The organism is Shimazuella sp. NTD247 (genome assembly GCF_059510415.1).
Genome location: NZ_JCAJZU010000003.1, coordinates 275853 through 292068, shown reverse-complemented (window position 1 = coordinate 292068; position 16216 = coordinate 275853). Strand labels below are relative to the sequence as shown.

Annotated in this window: 12 protein-coding genes; 5 read left to right on the top strand and 7 right to left on the bottom strand. The window is 39.1% G+C overall.

Annotated elements, in window-relative coordinates:
• Positions 1 to 134: 134 nt before the first annotated feature.
• The 3 genes from AC5WOC_RS09835 to AC5WOC_RS09825 all read right to left on the bottom strand — a co-directional run bounded on the left by AC5WOC_RS09835 (position 135) and on the right by AC5WOC_RS09825 (position 3683).
• Entirely contained in the window at positions 135 to 1631 is a 1497-nt protein-coding gene (locus tag AC5WOC_RS09835) for an FAD-dependent oxidoreductase (protein ID WP_496055236.1), read from the bottom strand.
• Positions 1632 to 1820: 189 nt separating this feature from the next.
• On the bottom strand, positions 1821 to 2270 hold the full coding sequence (locus AC5WOC_RS09830; protein WP_496055235.1) for a nuclear transport factor 2 family protein: 450 nt from the start codon (positions 2268 to 2270) through the stop codon (positions 1821 to 1823).
• A 519-nt stretch (positions 2271 to 2789) separates the two neighbouring features.
• On the bottom strand, positions 2790 to 3683 hold the full coding sequence (locus AC5WOC_RS09825) for a LysR family transcriptional regulator (protein ID WP_496055234.1): 894 nt from the start codon (positions 3681 to 3683) through the stop codon (positions 2790 to 2792).
• 130 nt (positions 3684 to 3813) lie between these two features.
• On the opposite strand from AC5WOC_RS09825, the gene asnB reads away from it, so the two are divergent.
• The 5 genes from asnB (at position 3814) to AC5WOC_RS09800 (ending at position 11145) form a co-directional block, all read left to right on the top strand.
• The gene (asnB, locus tag AC5WOC_RS09820; RefSeq protein ID WP_496055233.1) at positions 3814 to 5661 is read left to right on the top strand and encodes an asparagine synthase (glutamine-hydrolyzing); all 1848 of its coding nucleotides are present in this window, start codon (positions 3814 to 3816) and stop codon (positions 5659 to 5661) included.
• A gap of 854 nt (positions 5662 to 6515) precedes the next feature.
• Positions 6516 to 7358 (top strand): MurR/RpiR family transcriptional regulator, encoded by an 843-nt coding sequence (locus AC5WOC_RS09815; protein WP_496055232.1) that lies wholly within the window; start codon positions 6516 to 6518, stop codon positions 7356 to 7358.
• Positions 7359 to 7429: 71 nt separating this feature from the next.
• Positions 7430 to 8545, top strand: a complete 1116-nt coding sequence (gene menC, locus AC5WOC_RS09810; RefSeq protein WP_496055231.1) for an o-succinylbenzoate synthase — start codon at positions 7430 to 7432, stop codon at positions 8543 to 8545.
• Between the two features lie 26 nt (positions 8546 to 8571).
• The gene (locus AC5WOC_RS09805; RefSeq protein WP_496055230.1) at positions 8572 to 9993 is read left to right on the top strand and encodes a YfcC family protein; all 1422 of its coding nucleotides are present in this window, start codon (positions 8572 to 8574) and stop codon (positions 9991 to 9993) included.
• Between the two features lie 18 nt (positions 9994 to 10011).
• On the top strand, positions 10012 to 11145 hold the full coding sequence (locus AC5WOC_RS09800) for a M20 family metallopeptidase (RefSeq protein ID WP_496055229.1): 1134 nt from the start codon (positions 10012 to 10014) through the stop codon (positions 11143 to 11145).
• A 316-nt stretch (positions 11146 to 11461) separates the two neighbouring features.
• On the opposite strand, the gene AC5WOC_RS09795 is transcribed toward AC5WOC_RS09800, so the two are convergent.
• From AC5WOC_RS09795 to AC5WOC_RS09780, 4 genes are all read right to left on the bottom strand, one after another.
• Positions 11462 to 11707 carry a hypothetical protein gene (locus AC5WOC_RS09795; protein ID WP_496055228.1) on the bottom strand — a complete coding sequence of 82 codons (246 nt, stop codon included), beginning with the start codon at positions 11705 to 11707 and terminating at the stop codon, positions 11462 to 11464.
• A 284-nt stretch (positions 11708 to 11991) separates the two neighbouring features.
• Positions 11992 to 12237 carry a hypothetical protein gene (locus AC5WOC_RS09790; RefSeq protein ID WP_496055227.1) on the bottom strand — a complete coding sequence of 82 codons (246 nt, stop codon included), beginning with the start codon at positions 12235 to 12237 and terminating at the stop codon, positions 11992 to 11994.
• 502 nt (positions 12238 to 12739) lie between these two features.
• Positions 12740 to 14842, bottom strand: a complete 2103-nt coding sequence (locus AC5WOC_RS09785) for a multicopper oxidase domain-containing protein (RefSeq protein ID WP_496055226.1) — start codon at positions 14840 to 14842, stop codon at positions 12740 to 12742.
• 658 nt (positions 14843 to 15500) lie between these two features.
• The gene (locus AC5WOC_RS09780; RefSeq protein ID WP_496055225.1) at positions 15501 to 16199 is read right to left on the bottom strand and encodes a DUF6022 family protein; all 699 of its coding nucleotides are present in this window, start codon (positions 16197 to 16199) and stop codon (positions 15501 to 15503) included.
• Between the last annotated feature and the right edge of the window lie 17 nt (positions 16200 to 16216).

The window sequence follows — 16216 nt, the reverse complement described above, 5'->3', positions numbered from 1 at the left end:
ATCCTACGGTATTAGCCGTTTGGAATGTCAAAAGTCCCATTTTAAACTAGCGACAAACAAAAACCGAGTAAAAATGCTCGGTCTTTGTTATTCTTCTATAGAGGAACTGGATTTTTTTGTACCAAGACTTTAGTTTACTCTTCGATAGATGTAAGAACGTTCTTCAAACGCTCATCAAATGCAGCATCAAACGACGGAATTAATTCATTAATTCGTTGCTGAAATAGTTTCGGATCCTGAACACCCAGCTCCGCTCTTAATTGTTCTTCTTCTGACGAACCATTATCATCCAATAACTTGGTCAGTATTTCCGCATTAAAGAACTTGCTAGGAGGCAGCGTTAAGGAATTCATCAAGAACTGTGTTAGATAAAATTTTCCGTTACCATCCATGGCTAATTCTGTCACCTTTTTAGTGAACAAGTCGATGTATTTCTGAGCAAATGTAACTCCCTTTAAAGGTGTTACGCCAATATGCTCGACACCTTTCCATCGCAAATCAGCAATAGAGCTCAGCCACCATGCTGGTTCAATGGCTTCCTGCATCCGTTTTAGCACATGCCGCTCAAAATATGGCAATGGATTGCGTTTCTGCTCTTCCAGACAATTCCCAACCGTTTCCGCTTCAATTGCAGCTACCGTCATTCCTTGTCCATAAATGGGATCAAAGTTACAGAATGCATCTCCCAGAACAAGCAGTCCCGACGGCCAAGTCTCCATTTTCTCGAAATGCTGCCGTATCGATTCTGGTGTACGATATTCGCGAGGTCCTTGCAACGGTTCTAAGTTACTCACCATCTCAGCAATTTCAGAAGCATTGATATTTTTGAGTTCCGCTAGAAATTCATCCGATTTCGTGGAAGGATAATGTTCTCCACCTGCGCTAAACAGTAATGTTCCAGCTATATTATCTTCAATACGCAACAACATACCAGTACTTATTCCTTTAGCAGGCTGTGCTTCCGATATAATCGATTTCCAATTATCTCCCATGCCCTCTGGTATTTTGTAGTACTGTGTACTATAACCAAGGGAAACCTTTAATACCTCTGGATCTGGTACAGTATGACCGAGCAATTTTAACCATTTGATGACCTTTGAAGAGCGTCCGGCAGTATCAATAACCATATCTGCTGTAAGCATACTTTTCTCTTTATTCTTGCTACGTTTTTTTGTATAAATGCCAGTAATCGTTTGATGGTCATCAGAAGTTATGAGACCTGTAACTTCTGTATTTGACAGGAAGTGAACATGCTGGATATTTTGTACACGTTGACGAAGCACCCATTCTAGTAAAGCCCTGCTGCCTGAAGCAGTCACGACTAAAGAACGGTTTACAATGGTACCAAATGGATTGACAACCATATATTCTTCGGCGGTCGAGGGAAAAGCACCATGATCTAATAAATCATTTGTATAACCAGGGAAGTAACGCTCCAATATCATGTGACCGCGCGGCAGTACACGATGAGGATGGAAAGCCTGTGGAGTGCCTTGCCTATTAGATGGTGCAGTCGGCAATTCATCGCGTTCTACAACATATACTTCTTTATAATAATCAGACAGCATTCTTGCCGTTAACAGTCCAGCAATTCCTGCTCCAATAACTACAGCTTTGTTCCTATTAGACATTATTTATCATCCCTTCATTGTTGCCAAGGTTTTTTATCTACCGATGATCTAAATAAAGGAGCAGCAGAATATAAGTTTTAAATATTAATATAATTCTCAATATTCACACATATTTTCAGACTCTATCTTTATCATCTGAATCTTATTTATTGAATTCATGATAATCTACAGGGCACCGAAGATCTGCTCTTATTTATGTGAATCGATCTTCGCTGTGCCCGAAAGCGGTGTGGTGTCGAGGTATCTGATCTCGTAGACGCGCTCTGCGAACTTCCAGCCATCCTTTGTGCGCTGGTAACGATCATGGTAGACGGCATAGTTCAGCCCGCCCTTACCGTTGAGCAGGCGCATGAGCTCTGAAATGTAGGCGCGGCCGACTGCGGTATCGCCCTCGAGCTGAATCGTGCCCGGATGCGTGGTTTGCACGAAAAAATCCCACTGACTCTGTAACTTCTTGCTCCCAGCGCGAATCTGCTCCCGTCCGACAAATTCGATGTTGCCTTCAGGAATCCGCCAAACGCCGTCCTCCATGAAAAGCGATGCAAGTCGGTCGGGGTCGCGCATCATCACTGTGTCGGTGAACTCGCTGCGCAGCGCTTCGATCTCGAAACGATCAACAATGCTTTGTAAGTTGCTCATTGTTTTCCTCCTCCAATCCGGTTTTCGGCGAAATCACTAGCGAAAATGCAATTCTGTAATTTTAAAGAAGTTCTCACAAAGATCAGCTCCTGTTCATTTTTTAAACGATTTGCATGCTGTCGTCTGACAAACAAATTCAATTGTGCTGTTCGTAAAATTCATCATTCATTGCTATCTTCACTGTCATCTTTCATTTTAAATGGTAATATACATTTATACCAATCCATTTTTATCAATAATAAAATTGACTAGAAGGAATGATTAGTATGCACATTGGGGCTACTTCAGACTGAGCATTTTTACACAAGTGAATCTTTCAAACATATACCTTCTGCTTCTACACTCATGCAGCGATTAGAAAGCGAAAAAACAAAGAAAGATGATTAGAAGGTAATTACTAATTACTCTTCTATCATCTTTCTTTTTCACATCAAATAAATTTGCTGTCTGATATTTATTCATAAAAAGAGACAGTTTTTCAATTAATCCTTTCATCAATCCCCTAAACGAAAAAAGATACTACAAATCATTCCTTTGAGCAATTTTCTGAAAGTGCTCGATGATTACTTGACGAAATTCCTTTGCTACATTAGATAAGTAGCGACTCTTATATCTTGATAGTCCAACTTCCCGTATACACACTGGTTCTTCAATTTGCAAACAGACAATATTTTCTGGTGACAGGGCTAGTGCAGATTGAGGTATAAAGGAAATACCTAGTCCTGCTTGAACGAGAGGACTTAATGCTGCTGGTTCATCCCCTTCATACGTATTTTCAGGTACAAATCCAGCTTTTTCACAATAAAGATCCATTAAATCACGAATTCCATAACCTTTTTTTAAACTAACAAACCGCTCTTCTTTCAGTTCGGATAAAGGAACTCGTTCTCTGTTCGCCAATCGATGGGTATTTGGAACAACAACATAAATTTCCTCCCGGCAAACGATATCATAAACTAATTCACTTCCTTGAATTGGCGGGGAAGACAAACAAAAATCCAGCTCCCCCTTCTTCATTTGAATTTCCATTTCATGGGTTCTGAGCTGATGAACATGAAACTGGACTTTGGGTCGGATTTCTCGAAATTGATGAAGAATTTCTGCCACCATATAAGCCGTGTTAACACCCAGAGCCAACTTCCCATTTTCGCTACTAGTCAAATCAGCAATTTCCCGTTTCCCTTCTTCCAATTCAAATAAAGCCCTCTCTACACGTTGCAGAAATGAACGACCGAACTCGTTTAACCGTAACTTGCGTCCGCTTCTATCAAAGAGGGGAACACCCAAGTCCTCCTCCAATCGTTGGATCGTCTTACTTAACGATGACTGCGTAACATGCAATACTCCTGCGGCTTCTGTCATATGCTCCAAACGAGCTACCGTGCGAAAGTACTCCAGCTGTAGAAGTTCCAATATATGCACACCTTTCATTCCTTCTAGTCAATTTCATTATAGACAAAAATGAATTTGTGTAAATACGAGCTAATATTTAAAATTAAATGGAAAATTATAAAATATCCGAGTGAAAGAGGGTTGGAAATCAATGTGTGGGATTACGGGATGGATCGATTGGAACACCGATTTAAATCAACAAAAAGATGTTTTACAATCGATGGCTGATACTTTGGAATGTCGCGGCCCTGATGCAGAAGGGATATGGCTGTCCACCAATGCTGCATTTGCTCATCGTCGATTGGCAATCATCGATCTTGAAGGTGGAAAGCAGCCGATGATCGCTAATGAAAACGAAAACAATAACAATTACGTTATCACATACAGCGGGGAGATCTATAACTTTATCGAGCTAACAGCAGAATTGAAATCACGGGGACATTCTTTCCTAACCCGCTCTGACACAGAAGTACTACTGCGCTCTTATATCGAATGGGGACCCGCTTGTGTTGAACATTTAAATGGTATTTTCGCATTTGGTATATGGGATAAAAACAAACAAGAACTTTTCTTAGCCAGAGATAGACTTGGGGTCAAGCCACTTTTCTATGCTATACGAGATGGCGCTATTATCTTTGGATCTGAGCTGAAAGCATTGCTGGCGAATCCTTTGGTTCAACCAATTGTAGATGCAGAAGGTTTATCTGAACTATTCGCTTTATTTCCCATTCGAACACCAGGGCACGGTATTTTTAAAGGTGTGGAAGAAATTCGTCCGGGCTACACCCTTCGGTTTAATCCAGACGGAAGCCATCTAACACAGTATTGGAAATTAGAAAGTCATCCACACCCAGATGATCCTCAAACAACTGCAAAAAAAATTCGTGAATTGCTGTACGATATTGTGGAGCGTCAGCTAATTTCAGATGTATCTATTTGTACCCTACTATCTGGCGGATTAGATTCTAGCGGCATCACAGCTTTATCCGCAGAGATTTTAAACAAACAGAAGCGAGGAAAAGTTCAAACCTTTTCTGTTGATTACCGAGATAGTGAAAAGCATTTTCAAGCAACTCCTGCTCACCCAACTTTGGATTCTCCCTGGGTGAAAAAAGTAGTGGCTCATGTTGAGACAGAGCATCATAACATCCTATTGGATACACCAGATCTTATTCAAAATTTTCTTGTTCCATTGCATGCTCGTGATCTTCCATCCATGGGAGACATTGATATGTCCCTGTACCTCCTGTTTAAAGAGTTGAAAAAGTATGCCACTGTAGCTATTTCTGGGGAATCTGCAGATGAAGTATTTGGGGGTTATCCTTGGTTCCATTCAAAAGTTTCCTTAGAAGCCAATACTTTTCCATGGATCCCATTTACCCAATCCAGCACGATCAGTATAGAAAGTATTTTATCTAAAGAATGGGCAGCCCGCATCGGTCCTCAAGCATATATCGATCGCCGATACCGTGAGGCACTTGATGAAGTACCACGTTTATCTGGTGAAAGTGAAAAAGATGAACGAATCCGTGAAATCTTTTATTTGACACTAACTCGTTGGCTGCCAACTTTACTCGATCGTAAAGACCGCATGAGTATGGCAGTAGGCTTAGAAGTACGCGTTCCTTTTTGTGATCATCGTTTAGTCGAATACGTCTGGAATATTCCTTGGGCATTAAAAACCATTGGAGGTCAAGAAAAAGGAATCTTGCGCAAAGCACTTAAAGGACTTTTGCCTGATGACGTACTTTATCGGAAAAAAAGCGCATATCCGATGACACAAAACCCTTCTTATGCCAAAGAAATGCGCCAAAAGATGAAAAAAATTCTGATGGATCAGAGTTCCCCAATTTTGAAATTACTCGATACAAAGAAAGTATTTGCTATTACTGATAACTCACCAGAAGACTCATCTTCCTATGACGGGCCAACTTATCTGTTTGCATACTTATGTCAAATTAATGAATGGATGAAAGAATATCAAGTGATTATTCAATAATGAAACTTCCATGTAAAATAGAAATAAAAAAATGCATCCATGCGAACCAGCAAAGACAAAACAGAGTTAGCCGCTTTATTTTAAAAAAAATTGAAATAAATCTCCCCCCTTCTGAATGAAGTGTGATAAGATTTTAAAGTAATCATCGGTTCCCACAACACATGGAGCAATGATGAGTGAAACTCATAAGAGTGGAATCAAGTTCGACGCAACAAGGCTTCGTATTTTTCATAACGTTCTGAAAGAGTTTGAGCCTATTATCAATCAAAGTCAAGAACCCACCATGTCATACTCCCCTCCTTTTAGGAAAGAGATGCATGATCGTGTGATGGAGTGTGTTCGCAAGCACGCTCAGCAGCAAAAGGTCAAACTGACTGATCCCGAGGTCTCCCGAATTGCCACCTTGGCCTACAAATCTGCGTACCGCAGCCATCGCATTTATGACTACCGGAAGGAAGGGACGGAAGCATACAATAGTGTGAAAATTGGTTCTTGGGTGGTTCCTCCATCTAGATAAGCTTCTTCATATAGGGAGCCGGTCGCTGCACAATCGAGTTCTGCTCATGTGTGCAGCGATCTAATTTATATCTGCTATTTTAATCCCCTCCATACCTTTTTCCTTCTTTCTTCCAACCGCTTCTATGCTTGATCTCCTTTTATGACCTTCCATGCTACAAAAAAGCATTTGCTCAAAAAAATAGAAAACCACTACCATCCCCTTTGTAAAACTAAATAATAAAAATCCATGAAAGGGTTTGCAAAATTATTTTTTCATGATATAGTCTAACTCAATTATGAAGCATATAATACTTCCTTTTACAAATAGGAAGCAAAAACTGCAAAGGATGAAACTTATGAACGTCAACTTTCGCCAATTGATACAAGGGTTATTCCCAAAACTATCAACAGGACAAAAAAAAGTTGCTGAATATATTTTAGAAAATTTTGATAGAGTTGGATTTTTGACAGCAGAACAGATTGGCAGGGAAATCAATGTGAGTCAGACCACTGTGATTCGCCTCTCATATGCATTAGGATTTCGAGGTTTTTCTGAAATGCAGCAATCAATTCAAGACGAAGTTGTTGCAAAGAAACCGTCATCTCCCGACGAAAAAATTGCAAATTACGGAAAAACATCTGCGGTCTTCACTCCGATTATTGACAAAGATATTGAGATATTACAACGTATTTCCCATGAAATAGATGAAGAGCAGTTATGGAAAGCCATAGATTGGCTATTGCAGGCAGATAGTGTGCTGGTGATTGGGTATCGAAGTTCATATGCGGCTGCACACTGGTTTTCCTTTGGCTTAGGTGAACTTCGTGATCACGTTGATTTGAATCCTACTTCTGGCCATATGGGTAAACTGCTTACTTTATCGGAAAAATCGGTAGCTTTTATTATATCTTATCCAAGATATAGTCGAGATTCACTAAAGATAGCAGAATACGCGAAACAAGTAGGAGCAAAGGTAATTGCAGTAACAGACCGTATCTTATCCCCAATCGCAAATACAGCAGATCTTTGTTTCTATGCGGAAACCAATCTCATGTCAGGCTATAACTCTATCGCTGCCAGCATCAGTCTATTAAATCTATTTTTAGTAGGTCTACAAAGTAAGCTGTCTCAAGAAGATCAATCCCGTCGCAAAAAGCTAGAACAATTATATTCACAGTTGGGCATTTTTTCAGAATGAACAAAGAATATATCTTGTTAAGGAGGTGAGTACTCAGTTTATTTCAGCTAGAGATAAAAGGAGTGTTTTCAATGAAATTGGATAAAATCGTATTGCGTCAATTAAAAATGAAAATGGTATCCCCTTTCCAAACCAGTTTTGGCACTCAAACAGATCGTGAATTTTTACTTACAGAAGTCCATGGAGAAGGCTTCGTTGGATACGGAGAATGTGTAGTTAATACTGCTCCGATGTACAACGAAGAAACAGTAGGAACAGCAAAACATATCATTGAACAATTTTTGATCCCTATCCTTTTTGAACATGAAGAATTTATCCATCCAGATAATATTTATGACTGGTTCTCTCCTATAAGAAGAAACATGATGGCAAAATCTTCTCTCGAAGGCGCAGTTTGGGATTTATATGCAAAAAGTCAAGGTAAAACACTTGCATCTGCATTGGGGGGAAAAAAAGAAAAGATCGAGGTAGGCATAAGTATCGGAATTCAAGAAAAAATAGAGGATCTTTATCGGTTAGTAGAGCAATACCTTGAGCAAGGATATCGCAGAATGAAAATAAAGATCAAGCCAGGTAAAGATTTAGATGTTTTACAAGGACTACGCAGTCGCTTTGGAAACATTCCCATGATGGCAGATGCAAACTCTGCATATACTCTTGACGATTTAAATTTATTTAAAGAAATGGATGAACTGAAACTAATGATGTTTGAACAGCCGCTTGCACATGATGATATTGTCGATCATGCAAAATTGCAAAGAGAGTTAAAAACACCAATATGCTTAGATGAAAGTATCCATACTCTGGAGGATGCCCGTAAGGCTATAGAACTGGAAAGCACACGAATTATCAATATAAAAATTGGTCGTGTGGGTGGTCTGTCCGAAGCAAAACGAATTCATGAATATGCGTTTGAGCACGGTATTCCTGTTTGGTGCGGAGGAATGTTGGAATCTGGGATTGGACGAGCACATAATATTGCCATTACCTCCTTACCGAATTTTTCACTGCCCGGTGATACAGCAGGTTCTACTCGGTATTGGCAGGAAGATATCATCGATCCATTTGTGGAAGTACAAAAAGATGGAACTATAACCCTCTCTGCCAATCCAGGCATAGGCTATCAACCTAATGCAGAAAGAATAGAAAAATATACGATTTGGAAAAAAGAGTTTACAACTAGATAAATAGAAGACCAAAGGAGGCAAAAAGTATGGAAAAAGCGATGAACCAAAAACCGAATTTTTTCAAACGTCTTTTAAAGCCTGATGCTTATGTTCTTCTTTTTTGTATCTTAATCATTTGTGCCATAGCGACGTATATTTTACCAGCAGGTGAGTTTAAACATGTGCAGCAAGGAGATCTGACTGTTACTGTACCAGGAAGCTATCATTCTGTTGCCTCCAATCCTACTGGATTCATGGACTTTTTTATGGCTATTCAAACAGGAATGGTAAAAGCAGCTCCACTTATCTTTCTGATTTTGTTTACTGGTGGAGCATTAGAAGTTTTAGAGAAAACAGGAGCGATTAATGCTGCTATTGCCAAAACGGTTAAACGCTTTCAAAAGAAAGAAATGTTACTAATCATTGTTATTGGCGTTTTGTTCTCTATACTTGGTACAACTGGCGTAGTAGTCAATTCTATCATCGCCTTCGTTCCACTAGGTATTATTATTGCTAGAGCAATGAAATTAGATGCTATTTTTGGAGTATCCCTTATCTATCTCGGTGCATATGCCGGGTTTAACGCTTCTATGATTACCCCGTCTACTTTGGGACTATCACAAAAAATAGCGGAACTTCCCATTCTTTCTGGAATCGGATACAGAGCGGTCATTTATGCAGCGTTTGTAATCGCAACACTTGCCTATATTTATGTTTACATGCTTAAGCTTCGCAAAAATCCGAATAATAGTTTGTTAGGTGATGATAAATTTCCGCTCTCCATTGGAGATGTAAAAGAGTGGGATGAGAATCAAACCTTTACTCCACGTCAAAAGTGGATGCTTGCATTCGCAGGACTAACGCTGCTAGTCTTCGTAATTTGTACCATTATCTATAAATTAGATGTAGATGCAATGACTGCAATGTTTGTCTTTATGGCAGTAGGATCTGGTCTTATCGCAGGGATGAAAGCAAATGATATCTCCAAAACCTTTCTCAAAGGGTGCCAGCGTCTTGTTGCAGGAGCATTGATTGTCGGTATGGCACGAGCAGTTGTCATTATTTTGGGTGATGGGAAACTGATCGATACCATTGTCAATGTACTAGCTCATTTATTGCAATCGCTGCCACCAGTCTTTGGAGCTGTAGGGATGTTTTTAGGCAGTGCCTTGATTCACTTCTTGATATCTTCTGGTTCTGGTGAATCTGCTATGATCGTTCCAATCCTTGTTCCATTAGCTGATCTGATGCATATTACCCGTCAAGTAGCCGTAGAGGCAGTAATTTTAGGTGAAGGGGTAGTCAACTGTATCAATCCAACTTCTGGTGTTTTGATGGGTGTGCTTGCAGCAAGTGGGATTGCATATGGCAAATGGGTGCGATTTATGCTGCCCTTGGTTGGTATTTGGGTTGCATTATCGATTATTTTTGTCGTGATCGGTGTATTAATCAGTTGGGGCCCAGCATAAGGAAAGGAATGATGAAACATGAGTGCTTTTTTACAATATCTAAAGTCTCATCAAACCGAGATGTTAGCTGATTTGGAACAGTTGGTTAAAGCAGAATCCCCTTCGAATAATAAGGAACTGACAGATACATGCGGGAAGGTTTTACAAGCGATATTTGCCAGACATCTTGGACTCACTGCTGATATATTTCCTAGGGAACATACAGGGAATCATCTGCGTTTTACGTATGGAGAGGGAGCCCAACAAATCTTGATACTCTGTCATTTTGATACCGTTTGGGATCAAGGAAAACTTCATTTTCGCGTTGAAGGAAACCGTGCATTTGGACCAGGAATATATGATATGAAAGCTGGAATTATACAAGCTATTTGGGCACTAAAAGCCTGTAAAAAATTAGGGATTTCGCTTAACAAAAAAATTGTATTTCTATGTACAAGTGATGAAGAAATAGGCAGCCTTTCTTCACGAGAATTGATTGAAGAAGAAGCGAAAAAGAGTACCGCAGTATTCGTTACCGAATTTGCGGTTCGTGGAACAGGAGCATTAAAAACAGAAAGAAAAGGTGTAGGAGATTTTATCTTCACAATTGAGGGAATTGCTGCCCATGCAGGGAATCATCATGAGGACGGTGTTAGTGCAGTCGAAGAGATGGCCCGGCAAATTTTATGGTTGAATTCATTTACAGATTACACGATTGGAACTACTGTCAATGTCGGGGTTGCTCAAGGCGGGACACGATCTAATGTCATAGCTGATCATGCGGAACTACAAGTTGACCTTCGATTTTCTAATCCTCTTGCTGGAGAGCAGACCGCCAATGAGATATTAAACGCAAAAGCCATTTTGCCCAAAGCTTCTGTAAAAGTCTCAGGAGGGATCAATCGTCCGCCAATGGTAAAAAGCAGATCTACCGAAGAGCTTTTCAAACTCGCTTATGAATGTGGGCAGCAAATTGGAATTACGTTAACAGAGACAGCCGTTGGCGGTGGGAGTGATGGCAATTTCACAGCAGCTCTCGGCATTCCAACGCTCGACGGTCTAGGAGCAATGGGCGATGGTGCTCATGCACAAAATGAGCATATTTTGATTGATCAACTGCCTGTTAGAAGTGCTTTGCTATCACATTTGATAAGCAGACTTTCGATGAAATAAATATACGTTGTCATAACCTTTCTCAGATGAAGACCATAGGACGATAGAAAAGAAAATGGAAGATTTGTTTTTCATTTTCTTTTCTATAAAAAGCCCTCTTTTATTCCTGAATAAAGTTATCCGATAAACAACATATGGCAGAAACCGAAGATTTGTAGTTCGTTCTGTAAAAAAGACCCTTTTCATAAAAAAAGGGATGGAAAAAATATATATGCTAATTACCTTATTTTCGCTGGGCCGACTCTACTTTAGTATTAGAGCCGGCCCCATCTCTCACAAGGGAGAGATGTTGGTGCATGCTGTCAGACCTCGACTGCTACTCAGGATTCAATCCCAGCCACTTGTAGACCTTCTTTCGGTCCTCAGCGGAGATCTTGAGATTCTGGGACTCCAGAGTCTTAAGAGCCTCCTCAAGCTCACTGGATGTCAGCCCATGGGGGATCGAGTTCTTCAGAATGTCATCAGACATCCCACTGTTCCCCTGCAGATAAAGCTGAACGTTCATCGCGATGAGAAACGGCCTGCCGTTTTCCATCACCCAACCGAGAACATCGTCGTTCACTTTGAAGTCCCTTCTAGAGGATCGGACAGATACCTCTATTATAAATAGAATTTATCATACTTGTAAATTACCAGCACTAAACAGCGATGCCACTGTCAAAGCAATAGACGAAAACACTATATTCATGCTAACAAGATGTACAATTTTCGTTCATGTAACAAAGAAGGATCCATGAATTTTATCCATGAATCCTTTCATCTCGAGCTATGTTTATTGTCCACTTTCCCGCAAAACTCCTTATTTCCATCATTCAATGTATTGAAAAAATACCTGTTACGCCATTATTAATCTTTCACATACCAGCATGGACCACATCCACATCCTGCAATATCACAACAGCCATCATCCTGACTACTGTCATTCCAGCTGTCGTTACTATAACTTTGTTGGCTGCCCCAAAAAGAGGACAAAACTGGAACTATCCCAGAAATTAACAGCGCTGGAATGCCAGCTAACAAATAACCGCCTGAAACCAATTGAACTCCACTGATAGCAAAGATAAAAAAACTGATAATGGATAACAAAAACAAAATATCACTCCTTTTTTGTGTTAAATCGCATGAATTTTGGAATTCTTCTATAAAATCATTATACTATAATATGGCACTTATAACAGAGTCACTGCTAAGTCCGTTAAACAGCTTACATAGTATGGCTCTTTTATTCTTAGTCGCCCATAAATGTACGAATAAAGAAAAAAATACAAACAAACTTGGGATACGAATGATGAAATCTCACCCTTTCGCTGCAAAATCCAATAAATGGTATTTCCGCAACATCCAATATCCGTATAGTACTATGACATTTCAACTACCTATATATGAATTACAATTGTTCTTACACCAAAATCAAACTAGATCAACTAACTGTAAAAGTCTGTTGATCTAGTTCGGAAACGAAGTAGTTCTGATTTCTAAATGACCTAAATCAAAATAGCAGACAGTAGTCTATCAAAATTTTAAAGCAGTTTTTTGCTCGAATAATAACTCACAATCTTTTTAAAGCAATATCAAAACGAACAGAAATTTTCAATTACTCAGGTTGATTTAACGAAGCTTCTCCTGCTTGAAAAGGAGTTGTTACCCCATCGTAGAGTAAGTGCATCGTCATCCCAGCTGCAGCATGACTTAAGTTATGACAATGATCCATCCAAATCCCAGGATTATCAGCTATAAATCCAACTTCATAAGTTTCTCCAGATCCTACATTTAATGTATCAGTCCACCAAGGACTCCCTGTTACCGGTTTGCCATCACGGCTTAAAACCAACATAGGATGCCCATGTAAATGGATGGGATGATCCATATTGCCTTTATTAATATAAGTAATTTTTATAAGATCGTCTTTCTTTACATGAATCATTGGTGTGTTTGGAAATAACTTTCCGTTAATTGTATAAACAGGCACAGTAAATTTACCATCAAAAAAACCAAAACGATTATCTAAAAATAATTTGTATTGCTGATCAAATTTACTTTTTAGATTAATAATAGTCGCCTTTGATTTTCCATATTTTGCAGGATCAAATAGCGCAGTCTTTTCTTTTATAACAGGTAATTTATCTGATTTTTTAGAATTTAATAAAATCATCTCCGCTTTCATGCTGCCTGCGATTTTACCTGCAGAATTTTGACTTGTTAGTCTAATAGGGTGGTTTGGCATCGTAAAAGTAATATCGTAGCGGTTGCCTCCCCCAAGCAATAGTCTTTGATCAACCAAATCTGTAGGTTTATTGATCGGATTGCCGTCTATAGAATCAACACGAAACACTGTGCCCGAAAGCAGAAAGTATCTTACTTCATTTCCTGCATTAATCAAACGAAGCCTGACCTGTGTTCCAAATGCCACTATTTGTGTAGTTACTGTGTCATTTGTTCCAAAGGAACCGACTGGATCCGCATCTTCAGAAACATTCCAAGGGTGGTCAAGTACAGTAATATCTTTTATTTTTTGTTCAAAATTGCTCTTGGGTAGTACAACAAGTGCGCCAAACAATCCCTTTGACACTTGAATCGATGACTGTTGGTGAGAGTGATACCAATAAGTTCCGACCTGTTTTGCTATAAAACGATAGGTATAAGTTTCTCCTAGTCTCACAGCATTTTGTGTCACACCAGCAACACCATCTTCCCCATTTGGAACGTTATAACCATGCCAGTGAAGAGTAACTCCTTCATTAATATTCTGATTTTTTAACGTTACTTCAACCATATCACCTTGGTTTACCCTCAATTCAGGTCCAGGAGTTTGTCCATTAAATGTCCAAGCTTCCATTGTTTTTCCTGAACTAAGATGCACATTTCGTTTTTGAGCGACCAAAGTAAAATGACGGTCGGGTATTTGTGTTTGCGGACCCTTTAGATCTGTTACACTCATTGACTGCTTATGTCCTTGATGATTTCCACTTGCATCAGCAGTTTCAACCAATTCCGGCTTCATCTGATCATGATCAGCCATGTTATATTGCTTAGGAACACGGGATACTTCTATGGAATAAGCAAACCAAGATGTCAAACAAATGACCACGGTAAGTAATAAAGGAATCGATCGACGTACTCGAAAAATAAAACCTAATTTATATGGAGAAAATTTTTCATAACGTCTTCTTTGACGATACCATAAAGCAATAATAATCACGGCAAAAATCATCCACACATAAACTCCATGAAGCCAACTTAATGTAAATGGATATTGAAAAACCGTAAAATAAGCAGCAAGAGCAGTGGCTAAAAAGGACGCTTGAACCAGAATTACCACTTTCGGATGATATGCACTTCGACGGTTTTTCTCACTATCTTCTTCGGGTATCTCCTTTAAACTAGCGATTTTCCATATTTGCGGAAAAGTAAAAATAAATGTTGAAATGATTGTCGGTACAAGTAATGGTAATACTAGAATAATAGACTCTCTAACAAAATCCCAGCCCCATATACCATAAAAAATGACAATGGACATCTTAATCAAAAATAATATCCCGCCAACAATGAGTCCCAATCTTAGACGTTTTACGTTTCGATGAAACATTGCTGTACCTTCACGAAAAGCTACCACACTGGCTCGATTCGCACAAATTCCCCAAAAAAGAGCTAAAACAATCGAAAAAAGTAAATTTACTATGTTTATTACTTGATACATATACAAATCTCCTCTTCGGTATGAAAATCTACAAATATAAATAAATACAGTTTATATTTTAGATTGGTCATGTAAGAAACCAAATTTACTGTGTTAAACCCTATTCAATTAATAATAGGATACTCCCCTAATGTATATAACTTGTTGAAATATCTGTCTTATATATTTGATTATAATCTTGCTAGTGAGAAAACCCACGGTTTGAATCGTGGGATGTTAGCGAGCATCACTATAACGGGAGCACAAGTTTCGCTAATTCACTAGTTTCACTTTGTAGACGAGGGAGGTTTCTACCTCTCGTAAATCTGACAAATTTTTCAAAAAACACTTTACGAACATCTGTTGTTAGACTATCGACAGTTGCTCTTTGAAAAGTGGATAGTCTATAGGGTTATGCAAACCAATCGTTTTGCACGTAAAATGCTATGCGTACCGAAAAATGGCTAGACTGAGATGCGAAAACCAAGCAATAAGTCTTTGCTATGACGTAGCAACAAAAACTCTGTTCAACCGTGGGGCTCACGGAGTTAGCTTGGTAATGAAGTAGTCAGAAGGCTACCGTCCCAAGAATCCCATGGCTTCAGCCATGTGGAGTGTCAAAAATGTGATTACCAAAAAGATTAGAATCATTAATACCTGTATCACATTCCCTTTTATATTATGATTCTTTTATTTCTCGTTTAAAAAACGCAATCAGTTTCCCCTGATGAGGAACAACAGTAGTCAACTCCCAATTGTAACGTCCCCAAACAGAAAGAGCATAATCTAAAAAGGCTTCACTTCGTTCTGGCTGTTCATGATCAAGACAATCAGCTAACCCGATTTCAGCACTATACTCCCATCTTTGTTCACTTCCTGTGTTCTTGCTAAAAGCACGCAAAAATTCTTCTCTTTTTACACGGGTAGGTGCTTTGGAAATAATTTGTCTGATATCCACTGCCTCTGTCTCTTCAAGACCAAAAACATCTGGAGAATAGGGCACACGAAATTGGGTATGATCATGAAAAACCCGTAATACTAAGCTGCCAAGAGGGGTACCATCTGATTTCATAATTTTACTCCACAAACATCTTTCTCTTTCTTCAGGCGGTCCCCAGTGTTCTAAAGAAGAGCTTAGATTAGCTTTATGAATCGAAAAACCTTCTTTAGCCACCTCAGCATAAACGGGTTCTAGTAGAGTATTACCAAAAAAAGCATAGGCAGAATCCGCCTGATTTCTAAACATTTCTTTACATTTCTGTTCATTGGTTGCTAAGGAAGTTTCCCAGTTTGCATGAATATAATCCTTTACATATTGAGCTAAATGATTAATGGTAAACTCTACTTTTTCATCTAAAATAGAACGTAAGGCTTTCATTAATAGCCACTCCCTTG

What these genes read in the sequence shown, in the direction of transcription:
- menC (WP_496055231.1), top strand. Translation starts at nt 7,430, where the DNA reads ATGAAATTGGATAAAATCGTATTGCGTCAATTAAAAATGAAAATGGTA.
- asnB (WP_496055233.1), top strand. Translation starts at nt 3,814, where the DNA reads ATGTGTGGGATTACGGGATGGATCGATTGGAACACCGATTTAAATCAA.
- AC5WOC_RS09835 (WP_496055236.1), bottom strand. Translation starts at nt 1,631, where the DNA reads ATGTCTAATAGGAACAAAGCTGTAGTTATTGGAGCAGGAATTGCTGGA.
- AC5WOC_RS09805 (WP_496055230.1), top strand. Translation starts at nt 8,572, where the DNA reads ATGGAAAAAGCGATGAACCAAAAACCGAATTTTTTCAAACGTCTTTTA.
- AC5WOC_RS09780 (WP_496055225.1), bottom strand. Translation starts at nt 16,199, where the DNA reads ATGAAAGCCTTACGTTCTATTTTAGATGAAAAAGTAGAGTTTACCATT.
- AC5WOC_RS09830 (WP_496055235.1), bottom strand. Translation starts at nt 2,270, where the DNA reads ATGAGCAACTTACAAAGCATTGTTGATCGTTTCGAGATCGAAGCGCTG.
- AC5WOC_RS09785 (WP_496055226.1), bottom strand. Translation starts at nt 14,842, where the DNA reads ATGTATCAAGTAATAAACATAGTAAATTTACTTTTTTCGATTGTTTTA.
- AC5WOC_RS09815 (WP_496055232.1), top strand. Translation starts at nt 6,516, where the DNA reads ATGAACGTCAACTTTCGCCAATTGATACAAGGGTTATTCCCAAAACTA.
- AC5WOC_RS09800 (WP_496055229.1), top strand. Translation starts at nt 10,012, where the DNA reads ATGAGTGCTTTTTTACAATATCTAAAGTCTCATCAAACCGAGATGTTA.